This is a genomic window from Maridesulfovibrio zosterae DSM 11974, assembly GCF_000425265.1.
Classification (GTDB): domain Bacteria; phylum Desulfobacterota; class Desulfovibrionia; order Desulfovibrionales; family Desulfovibrionaceae; genus Maridesulfovibrio; species Maridesulfovibrio zosterae.
In genome coordinates, this window is the sequence record NZ_AUDC01000010.1 from 369,781 (window position 1) to 388,678 (window position 18,898).

Consider the following 18,898-nt stretch of genomic DNA (forward strand, 5'->3'; position numbering starts at 1 on the left):
ATGAGAAACATCACCATCGACATACTGCTGTTAATGACCTTTGCATTGGCTAGCTTAACTTTCGTGGCTAAAGCCCAATGTGCCACCAATCCTTTTTTAACAAAACAAAATCAGGATCATAGCCAAACCCAATCCTCCATAGAAAAATCATCCCGTTTTGCTGTAAAAACTCGGAGCAGCAAAAATTCTGCAGGACTTTATGAAGAAGTTCTGACCAGAATAACGCTAATACAAAAGGAAATCAGAACAAAGCTGACTGGTTTTGCAAAAAATATTAAGATAAATCCCTTTGGAAAATCTCTCTGGCTGTTTATGTCATTTGCCTTTGCCTACGGGATAGTACACGCCGTAGGCCCTGGTCACGGAAAGTCGGTTGTTTGCGCATATTTTATTTCTCGCGGCGGTTCTATGCTGGCTGCCTCACTTATGTCATGGGTAATAACCCTTGTACATGTCGGATCAGCAGCCTTTGCTGTCTCTCTTGCCTATCTTTTTTTCAGCAGTGGCATGTCTGGATTTGAAAGTTTCAACTATCACCTTCAGACTGGCAGTTACGCATTAGTAGCCTTAATTGGAGTATGGCTTGTTATCGGGGCTATGCGCTCTTTCGCTCGTAACGGCACACAGCGGTGTTGTCAGCCTCACCAACAGGATTCTTTTAAAGAAATTATAACTGTTGCTTTTTTTACGGGGATTGTACCCTGCCCCGGAGCTGCAATTATACTTGTCTACACACTGTCAACAGGAATACTCTGGGCTGGACTTATTGCTATGTTTTTTCTTGCCACAGGAATGGCAGTAACCACTTCACTGTTCGCATTTACAGCTGCCAAAACCCGCTGTATTTTGGACAAGACTGCATCCAATAAACTTACACGTCTTTATTCAATTTTTGCTCTTACAGGTGCTCTGGTTATTATGTTTTTCGGGGCCATTATGCTCGCAGCCCATCTTAGCTAAAAACATCTTCTCTCCATAATTAAAACTCTTTTCATGACAGAATGACTCTTTAATGCTATAAAATATATAAGTCTTAATTTTATAACCAGTAGGCTATGACTTATACACTTATTCCTAAAAATAGCATCATTATTTCAATCAGTTGAAATAACTTATGGATATTAATGCCTGGAGAGTTGTGAACAATGATAAATCTTGCTGGCTATGAAGATATAATCTCCATATATGAAAGTTCTGAGATAATTTTATATAGAGCTGTACGTGAATACGATAATTTACCAGTCCTTATAAAATACCCTAAATCGGAATTTCCTTCTCTTCGAACTCTTGCTGGATTAAAAAATGAATTTTCTGTTTCACAAGAAATGGCCAATACAGGAGTAATTAAAGCCATAGCTCTTCACCACACTGACAATTCACTCGCTTTGATACTTGAAGATAAAGGCTACCAACCCCTTAAGCATTTCGTTGATAATGATCTGCCGGACATGCGTCATAAAATTAGAATTGCAATTAACATAATTAAATCATTAAAAAAAATACATTCATCCGATTATATTCACCGAAATATTCGTCCTGACAGCGTTTTGGTTTCACCTGACTTTCAAGAAGTAGCTCTAACAAATCTTCAACACACCAGCATAATCTCCGACGTAAATTCTTTTTCTCCTACAATGCATATTGCAGATCACAATATAGCATATATTTCGCCTGAACAAAGTGGACGGGTCAGCGGTGACCTTGATCGCCGATCTGACTATTATTCCCTTGGAGTAACTCTATACGAAATGTTTACCGGAAGATTGCCGTTCATTGCAGATGATGCTTTGGAACTTATCCACAATCATCTTGCAGTTGAACCGATGCCTCCACACATGCTTAATCCTGATGTTCCACAATATATTTCAAAAGTTATTTTAAAGCTGATGAATAAGAATCCGGGGGACAGATACCAGTCTGGATATGGTATTATTCAAGATCTGAAAACATGTTTAAAACTTTTTAAAAGTAATGATCCACAAGACAGTTTCTCCGTAGGAAAGCAGGATATTTCTGACTCATTTACACTTTCAAGCAGATTGTTTGGAAGAAAAACAGAAAAAGATATCCTCCTTGATTCGTATAAAAAAACATCACTTGGAAACGGTGAAATTGTTATGGTCTGCGGAGAGCCTGGCTGCGGAAAAACATCCCTTGTACGCTCAATTAGTAAACATGTGTTCCAAGATCGTGGTGAATTTATTTCAGGTAAGTTCGATCAGTTCCAACGTAACCGCCCCTACAGCGCAATTATTCAAGCATTTCAAGAATTACTAAAAAAAAGATTAAGCAGCCCAGCACCGGTTATTGATGCTTGGAAAAAACGTATCACTGACGTTCTTAGACAAAACACAGGCCTAATAACAGAAATGATACCTGAAATTGAACAACTCATAGGTAAACAGATTCAGCCTCCTGAGCTGGGATCGGCAAAAGCACGAAACAGGTTTAATCTGACTTTCAAAAATTTTGTAAAAGTTTTTCCAAGCATGGACAAACCTCTTGTTCTGTTCCTTGATGATCTCCAATGGGCTGATCATTCATCAATAGAGCTTATAAAGCGCCTTTTTGAAGACCAAGACTCCCCATATCTCATGCTTATCTGTGCATATCGCACTGGTCAATCCCTTGATGCTGACTTGCGCAGACTGCTTACTGAAATTGAAAAAATGCCTAACAGCAAAACCATAACTCTGGACAAACTAAAGCTTGGACAAGTTCATGGGTTTATAAGCAGAACTTTGCGCACAGAAAGAAAGCGGACTGCTGATCTTGCTGGTCTCGTATATACCAGGACTGGTGGTAACCCTTTATTTGTTCGTGAATACTTACGCAATCTATACCGAAGTGGATTCATAAAATTTAATTATTTAAAATCCATATGGGAGTGGGATTTAAAAAAGATCAAAGAGATATCTGTGGATGGAAATATTGTTGAGCTCATGGCAGATAAGATCATGACACAACCTTTTGAAGTCCAGGAAATCATGAAGACAGCATCATGTATCGGCAGTAAATTTGACCTCCGCCTGCTTATTGAAGTGACAGATATGCCTGAAGAGATTGTCATCCATTTCATAGACATTGCTGTACAGGAAGGGTTGATTGTATCTGAAAATGCTGTTCATTTAACCATATCCGACTCAACTCCACCCAACATACCTCAATATCTGTCTTTTATGCATGACAGGCTACAGCATGCCTCTTATTCCATGTTAACAACAGAAGAGAAAAAAGACCTGCACCTCAAAATAGGGAGGGCAATGCTTGGCATATACAATGATATAGAGATCAAAGATATGATCTTTGAAATTTCAGCACAATACAGTTTCAACATCAAAGCAATCGCCCAAGCTGAAGAGCAGGAATTAGTTTTAAATATTTTTATTCAAACAGCAAAAAAAGCGAAGAACAGTGCTGCATTTGAGATGGCAGGACAATACCTGGAATTAGCTTCACAGCTAATTGGCAAAAACAGCTGGATAAACCATTACCAAAGAACCTTAGACCTATACCTGGACTGGTTTGAATGTGATTTCCATCTTGGAAATACTACGCACTCAGCCGAAATATTTCAAAATATCATTAAACATGCTGCGAATAGAAGTGATATTGTACGAGCTAACACTATAAAAATGCTACTTTATTTTGATCAAGGAAGATATCACGAGTCTGTTAAAATAGGACTCGAGATGCTTAGCATGTATAAAATAAATATACCGACCTCACCAAGTAAATCATCAATATACATAAGCCTGATTAAAACCAGAATTCTACTTGGCAACAAAAAAGCTGAAGAACTGTTAAAGGTTCCAGATATGGACAGTAAAGAGAATCAAGAGATTATGAATCTTTTAATGTACACCATTGCACCAGCGTATATGTTCAATAAAAAACTTGTTTTTTTGATGACTTTAAAAATTATACGCCTCTCTCTTAAATACGGAAATGCTCCATCTTCAGCATTCGGCTATATGTTTTATGCAATGTTCCTGGCTGCAAAATATTTCTCATTTGATAAGTCAAAAGAATTCTCTAAACTTGCTGTGGAACTTAACAAATATTTTAACAACCCCGAACTTGAAACCAAAATTAATTTACTGCGTGGAAGTATGCATGACCATTGGCATGTACCACTAGCCAGGAGCATCAACGTTCTTGAAATGGCTTTTCAAAGCGGGATGCTGTACGGAGACAACTCCTATGCGAGATATTCTGCATATTTTACAGTATACTACAAGTTTCTACAGGGATATTCCATAGCGGAAGTCTATCGTTCAGCAGGTAAATTTTCTAATTTCATTAATAAAAGTAATAATAATCTTAGTTCCGGCAACCTCAGTCTTGCTCTGCAAATGTGTAAAAGCCTTGAAGGAAAAACATTCACTCCCGGGCATCTCGATGATGACAATTTTCAAGAGGTACGGATGCTCGGTATGGCCAGAGAGACTGGTTCTGAGGTAGTTGAAGCGTGGACTAAAATATCAAAAATAATAACTCTTTCATACTTTTCATATCACACAAAGGCGTTAGAATATATTGATCAAATTTATGAGAGTATAGAGCAGACTCTATTCGGAATGTATATCATTCCTGTTTTTCATTTTTTCAGTATTATAAATATGTCTGCCGTATATTCTGACACGCCAGCTCAAATTCAAAAAAAATATTTTAGCCGTATAAAAAAGTCCCTCATGAAACTTGAGAAATGGGAACGTAATTGTCCGGAAAATTTTAAACATTTGTATATTCTTTCAAAAGCTGAGTTTTCACGATTGACCGGAAATTTAAACGGAGCAATTTTTCTTTATGAAGAAGCTATACGCAGCAGCGAAAAGATTGGTTCGCACAGCTATTCCGGACTGGCCTGCGAACTTGCTTCCAAATTCCACTTTTCAATTGGAGGCAAAAGATCCGGGCTAGCGTTGCTTAGTGAAGCCTGTCAGTATTATCGTCAGTGGGGAGCAACTGCAAAAGTTAAAAGACTTATTGATGATCACCGCCTTTTACAAACTGATACTGCAGCACCATTTGCTCTAACTGAACGAAATCAAGCTATTAATTCATCCAAAAGCAACTATTCACTTGATATATCTACTGTAGTAAAAGCCTCTCAGGCTATCTCTGGTGAAATTGTTCTAAACAGGCTTTTAGATAAGCTCATGCGTATCGTTATTGAAAATGCAGGAGCTCAGAAGGCAACACTTCTACTCACCAACAAAAATAGCCTTGAACTTACAGCTCATGCATTTGTTTCCAAGCACGGTGTAACAACACGTGTTAACCCTACGGACAATCGAGATCTATATTGTATAAGTATTGTAAATTATGTTCTTCGCTCAAAAGACAATATAGTCTTGCGGGATGCAGGATCGCAAGGTCCCTTCACTATAGACAGCTACATTATCAGAACCAAACCTAAATCAATTCTGGCTATGCCTGTTGTTAATCAGCAGCTTATGCGCGGAGTCCTTTATCTTGAAAACAACCTCAGCCCCGGAGTTTTTACAGAAGACCGTCTTGAAGTTTTGAACCTTCTTTGCTCACAGGCTGCAATTTCTATTCAGAATGCACGGCTCTATTCCGAGTTAAGAGATTCTGAAACCCAACACAGAACTTTGCTTGAAAGCATCAATGTAGGTGTATTTCGTGCAGGCGCAGATATTGACGGTGAACTGCAAAAAGGAAATCGGGCTCTTGCAGAAATGTTCGGCTACAATAATTGGAATGAATTCAAATCAACGCCCATGCGCTCTCTCTATGTAGACCACAAAATACATCAGGCAATTCTTAACGAATTGGTGGCAGGAAAAGTCATACGTGACATGGAAATAAACATGCGCCAACGCGATGGCACACCAATATGGATTAGCATGACAGCCACCATGCATGAAGACAATAACGAAAGAGAAAACTGCATTGAAGGCGTACTTGAAAATATTACCGAAAAAAGAAAAACCCGTGAGCTGGAGCGGGCAAAAGTTGCAGCAGATGCGGCCAATAAAGCAAAAAGTGATTTTCTGGCAAGTATGAGCCATGAAATTCGTACCCCCATGAACGCAATTCTCGGTATGGCAGAGATGCTTTGGGAATCAAAGCTTAGCAAAGTACAACGGAACTATGTTAAACTTTTTAAGAATGCCGGAGAAAATCTTCTCTTACTTATTAATGACATTCTGGACCTCTCTAAAATTGAAGCAGGTCAAATTGACATTGAGAAAATAGACTTCAAACTGGAAGATCTTTTCGAAGAAATCGGATCAATCTTTGCTTTAAGAGCTCAAAGCAAAAAGATAGCGTTCTGCTGGTATATTGATCCAGATATTCCTCAAATAGTAACCGGAGATCCGACCCGACTCAGACAGGTAATAGTAAACCTTGTCGGGAATGCCCTTAAGTTTACTGATGCAGGAACAATTACTTTCGATGCGCAGCTGACTGACACAGGATTTCTTCGTGTTCTTATCAAAGACTCCGGTGTAGGTATCCCTACCCAAAAAATGAATACTATCTTTGATACATTTTCTCAGGCAGATTCATCAACCACACGTAATTTCGGAGGAACAGGGCTGGGCCTTTCCATCTGTAACAGCATGGTTAAGAGTATGGGGGGAGGAATATACGTAAGCAGTGAAAAAGGAAAAGGGTCAACTTTCGCATTTACTGTCAAAACTGATTTTCCAGTACAACCTAAAATTCAACAAATATTAAAAGGATCAACCATTTTAATGGTAGACCAAAAAACTATTTGTCGTGAATTTCTTTGTCAAAGTCTGACCGATGTAGGTGCAAAAATTTATTCAGCTGAAAATATTACGCAGGCATCAACTTATGCTGCTGAAATATCTCTTGCACAATCAGATAATAAAATTCTCTTAATCGGTAGCCCTTCAGGTGATGATGATTGTTTTGAAATGCTTAAAAAACTTAAAAAAAATTTATGTTCAGACTGGAAAATTATTCTGATAATGGATTCCAGGCCACAGCCTAGAGCAACAACCAGAGCAAAACAGCTTGGAGCATCATTTGTTCACAGGCCCGTGCATCCAATCGCGATTGTTGAGGAAATTAAGTATTCAAGAATAGATTTCAGCAACCTGAAAGGAGCCGACAACGAAGATGACAGTAACGACGCTCATGTTGAAAAAAATATACCAAAAACAAAGGATAAGAAACACGTCCTTCTTGTGGAAGACTCAGAAGACAATAGAATAGTTATTAATCTTTTCCTTAAAAAGACTCCTTATCAACTCTCGTACGCAGAGAATGGCAAAGAAGGTTTGGAGAAATACATTGCCGGAAATTATGACATCATTCTGATGGATATTCAGATGCCTGTCATGGACGGATACGAAGCAACCAAAGCAATCAGGGAATATGAAAAAGAAAACAATAAAATTGAAACCCCTATACTGGCTCTTACAGCAAATGCTTTTCAGGAAGATGCTCAGCGCTGTATTGAATGCGGGTGTACAGCACATATGGCTAAACCCGTAAAAAAGAAAAAGCTACTACATGCTTTAGAAAAAAATCTGCCCCCTATTTCTGATGACGAGCAATCACCAGCGACGGGTTAAAACAGACTTCCATGCTCCTGAAATGTTCTCACTATAACCAGAACCTACAGCCTCTAGAGGCGTCATTGTGCCCAAAAGTCTTATTGCAAATGGTTTCATAAGTCGTAACGGATAATTTTCATCTTCAAGCTGAAAAGAATTATCCCTATTAAGTTCTGTCAACATTTCCGTTGAGCTGCGCCCGACCAGTACTGCTTCAGGAAAAAAACCAGCCTTTGACGTCTGCTCAGCAAGCCCGTCAAATAATGTCTTGCAAATAAATATAAAGTCTTCTTTCCAAAGACTGCGTCCAACGCTGGGTAGAGTTTCATTGCTGACAAAATGTAATTCCTTACTCTCCAAAAAACCGTAACTTTCAACCTTCTTTGCATCTGCAACAATTACATTTCCCAACCCCATTTTTCCCAGCACTGTATTCGTGCGCTCTGCAACAATCTGATTTCTTTCTATTCCAACCAGTGAAACAGCATTAAAACCATTTCGACGCGCCTGCACGCTCATAGCAAGCATCAAAATACCTGTGCCGGAACCAATATCAAGTCCGGTGAAAACCTCTCCCCCCAAATGGGGTCTAGACTCAGCAATCGCTTTAAAAATATGAGCACTTTTAGGTAAATCAGCCAGCATGCATAAAGCAAATCCGTATGAAAGCAACTCTTGACGCAAGGCAAGGCAATTTTCCAAAACATCACTGCCAAGGCGCCTATGAACAAACTGATCAAAAAGCAGTGAAATATCTCGCAAATCAAGCACTGACTCATGAGACCCTGGATAAACATAAGTATGAAAAAATTTAACCAAAATATTCATTAAAATAGGCCCGTCTAAATCCAAATCAGGATTACCGGCCTGCTCAAGATCAGAAATAAGTGAAGTTTTACGGTATAATTCAACAGGAATAACCGACTCAGACATGGGAGGACGTTGCAACAATTTCAGGCTGGCTTTCTGTATCATTTTTCTTATCCTACTCTGCATTTTGGACAAAATGTAAACACATATACTATATAACCTGTTTTACAATCTAATGCCACTGGGCAAAAAAATATCGATAGAATATAAGCAGGCATTCTCAAGAATAAAATTACATTTTCAGGAGACTCCGTTTAAATGAATCCAAATAAAAATGCAAAATTTATTCTTTTATGATGCTCTGCCATTAAACTTGCACTTGACCTTTGCGCCAATCCTGATACGCACTTTCCAGCACTTGCTGTAAACGGACCTCTTTTTTACTACTTAGATTGAGCAATATGCTTCAACGTCTTTTACAGCATCAATTAAACTAAAAATTAATCCCGCTATTACAGGAAATATATCAATGTCTGAAAATATCGATATCAATATCAAGAAAGAAGTTGAACGCAGAAGAACTTTCGGCATCATCAGTCACCCAGATGCAGGTAAAACAACACTTACTGAAAAACTTCTTCTTTATGGCGGAGCTATTCAGATGGCCGGAACAGTTAAATCCCGTAAAGCAAACCGCCATGCAACATCTGACTGGATGGCAATGGAACAGGAGCGCGGAATTTCCGTAACAACTTCTGTTATGAAGTTTAATTACCATAATTATGAAATTAACCTTCTTGATACTCCCGGTCACCAGGACTTCTCCGAAGATACATATCGAGTACTTACCGCAGTAGACTCCGCTCTTATGGTAATTGACTGTGCCAAGGGCGTTGAGACCCAAACCAAAAAGCTCATGGAAGTCTGCCGGATGCGTGATACTCCCATCATCACCTTCATCAATAAGATGGACCGTGAGGGAATCGATCCATTTGATTTGCTGCAAGACATTGAAGACACATTGCAAATAGAATGTGCGCCCTTAAGCTGGCCCATCGGTATGGGGTCTGATTTTAAAGGGACATACAATATTTACAAAGGAGAGCTGCATCTCTTTTCTGCCATTCACGGCGGGGCCATCCAGAAAGGAGAGGTTATTAAAGATCTGAGCAGCTCCAGACTTGACGAACTGCTTGGTGATCAGGCTGAGCAACTCCGTGAAGAATTGGAATTACTTGAAGGAGCAGGCTACCCCTTTGATAAAGAACGGTATCTTGCAGGTAAACAGACTCCGGTCTTTTTCGGTAGTGCCATTAATAACTTTGGTGTGCAGGAAATGCTGGATTCTTTTGTTGAGCTGGCCCCGTATCCACGTCCAAGAGCAACTACAACTCGTGAAGTTTCGCCTTTTGAAAAAGACTTTTCAGCGGTGGCATTTAAGATTCAAGCAAATATGGATCCAGCTCACCGTGACCGCATTGCATTCATGCGCATTTGCTCCGGTAAATTTACCCGCGGAATGAAAGTGCAGCACCATCGCATTGGTAAAGAAGTACAGATTGCCAATGCCACAATATTTATGGCTCAGGACCGTACAGGGGTCGAAGTGGCGTTTCCAGGAGATATTATAGGTGTACACAACCACGGAACCATAAAAATCGGCGACACTTTTACCTCCACCAAAGAAGAATTGAAATTTACAGGCATCCCTAACTTTGCACCGGAGCATTTCCGAAGGGTGATTCTTAAAGATCCGCTTAAAAGCAAGCAGCTCAATAAAGGATTACATCAGCTTGCCGAAGAAGGCGCTGTGCAGCTTTTTAAACCACTTGGTAACAATGACAATATCCTTGGTGCAGTCGGAATGCTGCAGTTTGATGTTATCATCTCACGCCTTAAAGATGAGTACAGTGTCAGTGCATTGTATGAACCGGTTGAATATCATACAGCCCGCTGGCTGCACTCCGATGACATCAGAGAACTTGATGGCATCAAAAAACGCTATCCTCGCTTTGTAGCTCTTGACGGTGATGAAAACTTAACTTTTCTTGCACCAAGTCAATGGCGCTTACAGCAGGCTGAAGAAGAATGGCCAAAAATTGAATTTCGTAAAACAAGGGAACATCAATAATCTATCAAAACACGAATGTGCTTAATTTGTAACATAGGGTTGACGAACCCTTCATAGACTAATATCCAAGAGCAGATCAATTAAAGCTTCTGGTCGGAGCGGCGCTGAGCATGGAGGTCTTAAGTCCTTAAGCATTTATCGCAAAAACTGACCGGGCTATAATTAGTTGTGAATAAACGACAAATTAATATCCTGCCCGCCCGTGATTTTTCAGGCCTATTTTCCTGAAGCATCACGGGCCGGTAGGAACTATCTGTTACTAATTGTAACAGTATATTTTCAACAATTACCGGAACTTTTTCATATTTATGCAATTACCTGAAAAGTATAAAAGAAAATTTACAAAAGCAGAAATAAATGAACTTCCCCTGCGCCAGTACGATGGCCCTATCAAACTAATTGATACTGAAGAGGATGTTCCTGCAGCAATTGGGGAAATAAGCAAGTGCAATCTGCTGGGATTTGATACAGAAACCCGACCTGTTTTTCGTAAGGGTGTCTCATACCCACCATCACTTATCCAACTCGCAACTGAAGATTGCGTATATCTGCTTCACCTTAATCATATTTCCCTGTCAGAAAGAATTAAAGAACTTCTCTCCTCGGCTGATATAATTAAAACAGGCGTAGCTGTGATCAATGATGTAAAGGAACTACGTCAAGTTTCTCAATTTGAAGACAATGGTTTTGTGGACCTCGGTGATCTTGCCAGATCCCTTGAAATGCAAACAAATGGACTTCGCAACCTTGCTGCCAATTTACTTGATTTTCGGATTTCAAAAGGCGTCCAATGCTCAAACTGGGGACGCAAGGAACTTACTCCACAACAAATAATCTATGCTGCAACAGATGCATGGGTAAGTCGTGAAATCTACCTCAAGTTTCATGAGCTGGGTATTTTATAAATATCACTAGACTAAAAGCATTAACAAATAATCCGTTCATCTGGATAAACCGGACAAGGTGAAATATAATGAATACCAGAACTATTTTAAGCACTATCCTTATTCTTATCTTTACAGCCATGCCCGTAATGGCTCAAGAGGACTGCTCCTCCATATTTAAGACAGAACTTGAAAGTGTTCCAGGTATCAAAGCGGTTGTTCAAGATCAAAATGGCTTCTTGACCATATTAAATTCTGATAACAAAACAGATGTCATTAAGGCTGTCTCAGCAATTAAAAACCTGCGTAAATCCAATCAGGTAAAGCAATGCGACTTTTCAGGAGTTGCAGTTGTAATAATGGACAGTAATTTTGAACTTACCAAAAGTGCAACTTCAACCCTTAATAAAACCAAAATCAGCAAGCTGCTCTATAAGTATATTTACGCCCTAAGCCCTGTCGAAGTAGAAGAAAACCTTCATGGCTATGAAAAACTTTCTGAACTTTCTCCACAAAACAGATACTATGCTGAGCGTATTAAGCATTATACAAAACGAATTAATCTGATTAAGAGCAGAAATAATTTTATCACCAAATGCCTTAGCGAAATTCGCAAAAATAAAAATATTGCTGACCTTAAAATAAAAAAAGATTTCTATCTGTTCATAACGGAAACAGAAACACCGCTTGCCAGTGCTGAAAAATTCCTTAACAAAATGGCGAAATCAACACCTAAGCCGGATAAAGACCTCTGCATTATTTCCTACAGTAAAAATCTCGAAAAAAAGGAAACCAGTTGTCCAGCAGAGTACGAGAACGACCTTGCAAATAATGAGGAAGAACTCCTTATGCATCATGTTCAGTCCATTCCAAGCTATAAAATTCAAGAGAACATCAACGGCTATGCTGCGTTGAAAAAGCTGAATCCTAGCTCTACACTATACACTGGAAAGTATGAGGCATATAAAGCTAAACAAAAAATATTTGACAAATTTGTGCACATTAAAACAGCCGCAGGTAACAATATATTTACCAAGACCAATCCCAAAGGCTCAATCCTTTTTGCCACAATAAATAACAACGCTGTTAATGGAAAATCAAAATCTACTAATAAAAGACTGTTTGAGACCTTGGCATCATACTATCAGCGAGCAGGCAGTCCCTATCCAAAGTGTGTACTTAAAAATACTTCCGGTGAGACTCTTGGGATTATCAGCTGTAATAAAAATGGATGTAATTTCAAACAATAAGACCCATCATACTGAACTAACTAATTTATACAATTCACTATAGAATAAGGGCAAAATTGATTAATCAATTTTGCCCTTATTTATTTTTACATTGATACCCTGTTTATAATTCTCAAGTTGTCACAAGAAAATATATAACTCCTACCAAAACCAGACTTACAGCCCGTAAACCCTGATTATATAAAATAAGCTTAAAAGCCATCTTACTTCTGAATATCCCGGCATAATAAGGTAGTTGGTGGCGGATGGCCCGCATAGGGGTTGAAAGAATATTACCTACCATCAAAGCAAGAACAATATCGCGAGGTTCAAGCGTACCGGCTCCAAGTAATGAACCTGCCGCGGCAAGACCTGCCGTAAACTCAGCTACTAGACTAAAAGCAATTACGCCAAATATTTTAGGATTTAACCATGAAAGAAAAGTCAGGTGTTCACTTAGATAAGTCTGAAAAGAAGCAAAAAAACCATAATGTCGCAAAAAGAAAAAAGCTACATATATAGGTATAGTAATATAAATGACTCTAGGTAACCTTCTCTTCAGACGCTTTAATGCTTTAGCCAATATATCGCTAAAAGAAGCGGACTCATTCTCTTTAAGTTTACTTAATACATTGCCACAGCAGGTATCTTCAGGGAGTGAAAACCGTCCCCAGAGAACAATTGCCCCGGTCCTTACGAAAGCAGCAAGTAAAGTAAGGCCAACATAAATAAATGCCACACTGCCTATAAACGGAGCAGCGATAAAAAATACCGTGGGCATATGCAGAAAATAGGTTGGCAGACTGTTAAAAAGGTTTGAAATTACCAGCTCCCGATCAGAGATTTCACCTTTTTCATAAGCCTCAGAAAGCATAGAGTTTGCGGCCACGCCTGAAAAAAAGGCCAAAGCAAAACTCGCCCCGCTTATATCTTTAAGCCTACCGGCCCTGATAAGCGGGGTTGCAACTCTCCCCATAGCCCTAGTCCACCTCAGCCCCTCTACAATATTTCCTACCAAGAGTCCTAGACTGATAAATAAAATTAGCCTGATTAATGGCCAGCCCAGTTCGCTCCAAAGAACTTCAGGAGAAAAAGACAATTAAACCTACTTTGTTTTCCATGTATCTGTTTTGGTAATACTTAAATCAGAATCACGATTTTTAACAACTCCGGCAGCCACTAACTCTTCAAGCGCACTATTAAAATCAACCTCTTCTCCACTCCACTTTTCAATGCAGCTATGGACAGTAATTCCTTCAGTGCTTGCTTTACAATTTTTTTCAGCATCAATTTTGCTTCCAGCCATTCCCTCAATAAGCAAAAAGAGTGACACTGCTTCAACAGACAATCCAAGATCAAAAATAGATTTTGCCATAAGATTCCTCCAGATTTAAAAATATGCTTTCAAGAAAGTATACTTGAACAGTTACAAGTGCCAGTGAAAAAACATACAACTTTCCCCGAAATATTTTTAATCAAATAGGCATAAAACGGGTAAACACTTTGAAAAAAAGTATCTACCCGTCATTCTGAATCTTATTTAATGGACTTTCTTTAGTACGAAGAAACTCTAAAAACTAAGTTCTTTCTTTTAGCATAGTCCTGAACAATTTGAGCTCACTTTCAGCCATATTGCTGAAATTAGCTGGTGCCGGAAATTCACATTTCTCAACCTCGTCAACGTACTTCTTGATTGCAGCAATGCTTTCACCTCGAAGCTGTGCATACTTTTTAACAAACATAGGAACAAAGCGATCAAAAAGCCCCAGAATATCGTGATAAACCAGTACCTGCCCATCTGTATGCAGTCCTGCCCCGATTCCAATCACGGGGATTGACAGGCGTTCAGCTATTTCCTGCGCAACTTCGCTAGGTACAGCTTCAAGAACAATTGAAAAACACCCTGCATTTTCTAACGCAAGAGCTTCATCAACAAGAGCGCAAGCTGATCTTGCATTTTTTCCCTGCGCTTTAAAGCCTCCGAACCGTGCCACATGTTGCGGTGTCAAACCGATATGGCCCTGCACAGGGATACCGGAATCAACTATAGCCCTGACATGCTCCAGAAAAGGAAAACCACCTTCGAGCTTAACTGCCCGTGCTCCTGTTCTACTTAAAAACCTGCCCGCATTCTCAACTGCCATTGAGACCGATGACTGATAAGACATAAAAGGCATATCACCTACGATAAGTGCCCTGCTTACACCACGCGAAACAGCTGCTGTGTGGTGCAGCATATCATCCATAGTTACAGCTAAAGTATCATCATATCCGAGAACAACCATACCGAGTGAATCTCCCACAAGAATCATGTCGACTCCGGCTTCATCAGCAATCTGCCCTGAAGGATAATCATAGGCGGTCACCATAGAAATTTTGCGCTGCCCTTTAAGGGCCAGGATATCTGGTGCTGTTACTTTTTTCATTTTATTTCCTTATAAGTTAAGTCTGCTAAACATGTCAGCTTTTAAGCCGGAGAGTGCATAAGAAGTGCGATATGAGCAGTTGAGATGGGAATCGTCAACCCTAGTGAAAAATTTGTCATTGTACACGGCTTAATCAAAAAAGACTGGTATTAAATATAACACCATGAAGATTACAATTTCACCTATCAATTTATTCAGGATATATCCCTTTACCTTTTAAAAAATCTCAAAAAAAGATAGGATAAAGTATTCATCATATAACCACATACCGGTAAAAATTTAAAAGTAAATATACCCTTATAAAAACACTTACACTCCACAATAATGAAAAGATATCTCCCCCTATACATCAACATACTGAGTATGTTTATTTTCCTTGCAAGTATGATTGTATTTAGTGTTGTTTCATACGGATATATAAGAAACTCAGACATTGCCCTCTTATCTGCAAAACAACTGATACGGCAGACAGGTTCATCAATCGGAGAAAAAACGCAACGTATATTTGATACTGCTTTTATGACAGCCAATACCTATGTTTCGTTCCCCGAAATTGGGGAGAAAGCATCACTTCACTCACACCCGATGAGCAATGTTTTTTTTAAATTTTTACAAGAAAATCCTGATTTTACTTCTGTCTACATGGGTTTCTCTGACGGTGACTTTTTTCTTATCTCATCTCTACGGGGGCGGGAAGCTATGAAAAAACAAAAACATATTCCTGATTATGCGCTCTGGTATACTCAGACAATAGGTCACCTTCCTGACGGGACCAGATATGAACTGACCAAATACCTTGATAAAGGGCTTTGTATTATAGGATCTCAATCCAGTATAAATGTAAAATATGACCCGAGAAATAGATCTTGGTTTAAAAATGCAGAAACTACAGATGTAGCAGTTTTAAGTGATGTATACGTCTTTGCACTCGCGGAAGAGCCGGGACTGACAGTATCAAAGCGCTTTGACAGTGAAGTGTCAGGAGTGCTTGGAGTAGATTTATCCTTGGCAAATATATCAAACTTCATGAAGAAAGAACAAGTCGGCAAGGAATGTGAAATAATAATTTTTGAAAATTCTGGAGAATTATACGGCTATCAAGATCTTGAGAAGCTTACTTCCAGTATATACTGGAATAGTGACAAAACAATAAAAACAGTTACTGTATCAGGCCTTAAAAAGAATGTTCTCAACTCACTGGTAAGAAGTACAAAAGAAAATAATATAAATGATTTTCAAACTCAGCATCTTGTAGTAGACGATGTTTCCTATATATCTCTGATCGACCCCCTTCCTACAGAATACGGTAAAAAGCTGTTTCTTGCCATCGCCGTTCCTGAAAGATTCTTTACTGGCCCTATTGCAATAATAGGAAAACAAACTCTTCTTGTTTCCCTTGGTATATTAATTATATTTCTCCCTATTATCTTTATTGCAGCCAAAAGACTTAGTCTTCCCCTAAAAATATTAACTGAAGAAGTTAAGAAAATTCAAGACTTTAAGCTTGAGACACCGATAATGATCAAATCAAATATAATTGAAATACGAGATCTTTCCAATGCAACAGAAACAATGCGGGAGACCCTCAATGCATTCGGAAGTTATATCCCCAGACCGCTGGTTGAATCTATGATAGTAAACAAAATCACTCCTAAACTTGGGGGAAGAAGGCAACGACTTACCATCATGTTCACCGACATACAGGATTTTACATCCATCTCTGAAAATATGTCTCCGGAAAAACTTATGCGGAGCATCACCAGCTACCTGAAAACAATGGGGCAAGCTGTTTTAAATAACGATGGAACAATTGATAAGTATATAGGTGACTCCATCATGGCCTTCTGGAATGCTCCGGTAGCAAATACTTTACACGCTCAATTGAGCTGCCTGGCAGCATTACAATGCCGTGACCTACTGAAAAAATTTAATTCTGAATGCAAAAACAATAATGAACCTGTGTTATTAACAAGATTTGGGATTCATACAGGGGATGCAATTGTCGGAAATATTGGGTCATCTGACAGAATGGATTATACAGCCATCGGAGCATCCGTAAATATTGCCTCCCGTTTGGAAGGCCTGAATAAATTCTTCGGGACTGAAATTCTGGTAAGTGAAACCACCATGAAAGAAACAGGAGATATCTTCCAATTTCGTTTTGCGGGGAAGGTCGTTCCTAAAGGGACATCTGTAGCGCTCGGAGTATATGAACTACTTGGTACGCGGTGCGATTCTTCAAAAGAGTTTGAACCATACGCAGTTGCTCCTTTAGTGGTAACACAAGTGAATGAATGGGAATTTGCCTTTGCAGCATTACTACGTGGCGAGTTTTATAAATCAGCCTCAGCCCTGTCCTCATACATTGAAAAGTATGGTCCGGATTCACTGGTTAACTACTACCTGACTCTAGCACAAAAATATGTATCCAATCCGCCAGATGAGTCCTGGTTGGGGGAGATAGTTTTCGATGCAAAATAAAAAAAGATTCTTTAGAACATTTTATGCAATACGAATGGTTACAATATGTATTTTACTTACATGCAGTCTTGCCAAGACCTCATATGCCTCAACATCAATCGTTTTCTGGACAACAGAAATTGAACCATCAAGACAGGCTGTTATCAAATATCTGGCCCAGGCTTTCATGATCTTTAATCCAGATATTAGTATCAGCATCAGAGGAGTTGAAGAAAACAATATCGCAAAGGTCTTGAAGCAGGCTATAAAGTCACACGAAAGCCCTGATGTAATCAGCTGTGCATCTGACCTGATCATATCTTTTTGCTATAATGGATGGATGAATTGTCCCGGAACAAAACTTGTTATTAATAATATAGGTAAAAATATTTTTTTTCCCGGAGCTTTAAACAAGCTTCAACTTTCTAACAAAGAGTACTGTGGCATTCCTTTCAATGGCTGGGTGCAAGGAATTTGGTACCGCAGAGACTGGTTTAAAAAAAATGGTTTAGACCCCCCAGATAGCTGGGAAAATATTTTAAAGGCAGCAAAGACACTACATAAGCCGGAAATAGGACAATACGGAATACTAATCGGCACCCGAAGTGATGCATATGCAGAACAAATTTTTACCCACCTTGCACTTTCAGCTGGAGTGAAAGAATTTTCTAAAAATGGAGAAGTGACCTTTGACTCACCGGAAACAGTCAAAACTTTAAAATTTTACAAAGAATTATCAAGTTACTCACCCCCAGGGCCACAATGGTGGAGAGGAAGGGATTATTATCTTCAGGGCAAACTTGCCATGATGTTCTACTCTACTTTCATCATGGATGACCTTGCAATTCCTTCAATCGCAGCCAACTCACTTACGGGAGATAATTTCAATGAATTGACCGGAGCAGAATATGATTACAGTTTACTAAAAAATACAGGGATGATCTCAAGCATAAAAGGGACACGTAAAGCCGGATTCGGAGTTGTTCATGCCTTGGGACTCCTAAAAAGCGGTAATAGAAATAAAGAAGCGGCAGCGGCAAGATTCGTGAATTTCCTTTTCAGAAAGGATGCATACATAACATGGCTGCACATGGTCCCAGGAGGAATGCTGCCTGTATTGAAAGGTATTACAGAAGATGATGCATTTTACAGAGATGCTCAGGGTGTTTTCCATAAATATTCGCGGCAGCGGGCTAAAGCAATAGTTTCCGGTTTTGACTCGCTGAAAAGCTTCAGTTTTACTGATGGAGTGCTTATTCCCAAGGCTGCCCACTCATCAGCAGAATGCATAATAATGAATATGGTCGACGAAGCCTTGAATAAAAATATACCAATTAAGCAAGCCGTATCAAATGCTGCTCTAAAAATGAAAAAGATATCTGCCGCACGGTAACCACTT

11 protein-coding genes are annotated in these 18,898 nt (G+C 39.2%); 7 read left to right on the forward strand and 4 right to left on the reverse strand.

Annotated elements, in window-relative coordinates:
- Nucleotides 1–63: 63 nt before the first annotated feature.
- Both H589_RS0102415 and H589_RS18990 read left to right on the forward strand, forming a co-directional pair.
- Nucleotides 64–960 (forward strand): nickel/cobalt transporter, encoded by an 897-nt coding sequence (locus H589_RS0102415; protein WP_245577026.1) that lies wholly within the window; start codon nt 64–66, stop codon nt 958–960.
- 185 nt (nt 961–1,145) lie between these two features.
- On the forward strand, nt 1,146–7,577 hold the full coding sequence (locus H589_RS18990; protein WP_051249588.1) for an ATP-binding hybrid sensor histidine kinase/response regulator: 6,432 nt from the start codon (nt 1,146–1,148) through the stop codon (nt 7,575–7,577).
- On the opposite strand, the gene H589_RS0102425 is transcribed toward H589_RS18990, so the two are convergent.
- The gene (locus H589_RS0102425) at nt 7,560–8,534 is read right to left on the reverse strand and encodes an SAM-dependent methyltransferase (protein WP_027720554.1); all 975 of its coding nucleotides are present in this window, start codon (nt 8,532–8,534) and stop codon (nt 7,560–7,562) included. The two genes, H589_RS18990 and H589_RS0102425, sit on opposite strands and share 18 nt — an antisense overlap.
- A 364-nt stretch (nt 8,535–8,898) precedes the next feature.
- Here H589_RS0102425 and H589_RS0102430 point away from each other — a divergent pair, with 364 nt between their 5' ends.
- From H589_RS0102430 to H589_RS0102440, 3 genes are all read left to right on the forward strand, one after another.
- Nucleotides 8,899–10,500, forward strand: coding sequence for a peptide chain release factor 3 (locus H589_RS0102430; RefSeq protein ID WP_027720555.1), 1,602 nt, complete (start codon nt 8,899–8,901; stop codon nt 10,498–10,500).
- Nucleotides 10,501–10,808: 308 nt separating this feature from the next.
- Nucleotides 10,809–11,405: a 3'-5' exonuclease gene (locus H589_RS0102435; protein ID WP_027720556.1), complete on the forward strand. Its 597-nt coding sequence runs from the start codon at nt 10,809–10,811 to the stop codon at nt 11,403–11,405.
- Between the two features lie 68 nt (nt 11,406–11,473).
- The gene (locus H589_RS0102440) at nt 11,474–12,634 is read left to right on the forward strand and encodes a hypothetical protein (RefSeq protein ID WP_027720557.1); all 1,161 of its coding nucleotides are present in this window, start codon (nt 11,474–11,476) and stop codon (nt 12,632–12,634) included.
- 112 nt (nt 12,635–12,746) lie between these two features.
- Here the strand turns inward: H589_RS0102440 and H589_RS0102445 are convergent, their stop codons facing one another.
- From H589_RS0102445 to panB, 3 genes are all read right to left on the reverse strand, one after another.
- Nucleotides 12,747–13,712 (reverse strand): membrane protein, encoded by a 966-nt coding sequence (locus tag H589_RS0102445; RefSeq protein WP_027720558.1) that lies wholly within the window; start codon nt 13,710–13,712, stop codon nt 12,747–12,749.
- A 6-nt stretch (nt 13,713–13,718) separates the two neighbouring features.
- Nucleotides 13,719–13,988: a hypothetical protein gene (locus H589_RS0102450; RefSeq protein WP_027720559.1), complete on the reverse strand. Its 270-nt coding sequence runs from the start codon at nt 13,986–13,988 to the stop codon at nt 13,719–13,721.
- Nucleotides 13,989–14,190: 202 nt separating this feature from the next.
- Nucleotides 14,191–15,039, reverse strand: a complete 849-nt coding sequence (panB, locus tag H589_RS0102455; protein WP_027720560.1) for a 3-methyl-2-oxobutanoate hydroxymethyltransferase — start codon at nt 15,037–15,039, stop codon at nt 14,191–14,193.
- A gap of 363 nt (nt 15,040–15,402) precedes the next feature.
- Here panB and H589_RS0102460 point away from each other — a divergent pair, with 363 nt between their 5' ends.
- Nucleotides 15,403–17,520: an adenylate/guanylate cyclase domain-containing protein gene (locus H589_RS0102460; protein ID WP_027720561.1), complete on the forward strand. Its 2,118-nt coding sequence runs from the start codon at nt 15,403–15,405 to the stop codon at nt 17,518–17,520.
- Nucleotides 17,510–18,892, forward strand: coding sequence for an ABC transporter substrate-binding protein (locus H589_RS0102465; RefSeq protein ID WP_051249590.1), 1,383 nt, complete (start codon nt 17,510–17,512; stop codon nt 18,890–18,892). Before H589_RS0102460 ends, H589_RS0102465 begins: the two co-directional genes overlap by 11 nt.
- Nucleotides 18,893–18,898: the final 6 nt, after the last annotated feature.

Coding starts and splice junctions, on each gene's coding strand:
- H589_RS18990 (WP_051249588.1), top strand. CDS start 1,146: ATGATAAATCTTGCTGGCTATGAAGATATAATCTCCATATATGAAAGT.
- H589_RS0102425 (WP_027720554.1), bottom strand. CDS start 8,534: ATGATACAGAAAGCCAGCCTGAAATTGTTGCAACGTCCTCCCATGTCT.
- H589_RS0102430 (WP_027720555.1), top strand. CDS start 8,899: ATGTCTGAAAATATCGATATCAATATCAAGAAAGAAGTTGAACGCAGA.
- H589_RS0102435 (WP_027720556.1), top strand. CDS start 10,809: ATGCAATTACCTGAAAAGTATAAAAGAAAATTTACAAAAGCAGAAATA.
- H589_RS0102440 (WP_027720557.1), top strand. CDS start 11,474: ATGAATACCAGAACTATTTTAAGCACTATCCTTATTCTTATCTTTACA.
- H589_RS0102450 (WP_027720559.1), bottom strand. CDS start 13,988: ATGGCAAAATCTATTTTTGATCTTGGATTGTCTGTTGAAGCAGTGTCA.
- panB (WP_027720560.1), bottom strand. CDS start 15,039: ATGAAAAAAGTAACAGCACCAGATATCCTGGCCCTTAAAGGGCAGCGC.
- H589_RS0102460 (WP_027720561.1), top strand. CDS start 15,403: ATGTTTATTTTCCTTGCAAGTATGATTGTATTTAGTGTTGTTTCATAC.
- H589_RS0102465 (WP_051249590.1), top strand. CDS start 17,510: ATGCAAAATAAAAAAAGATTCTTTAGAACATTTTATGCAATACGAATG.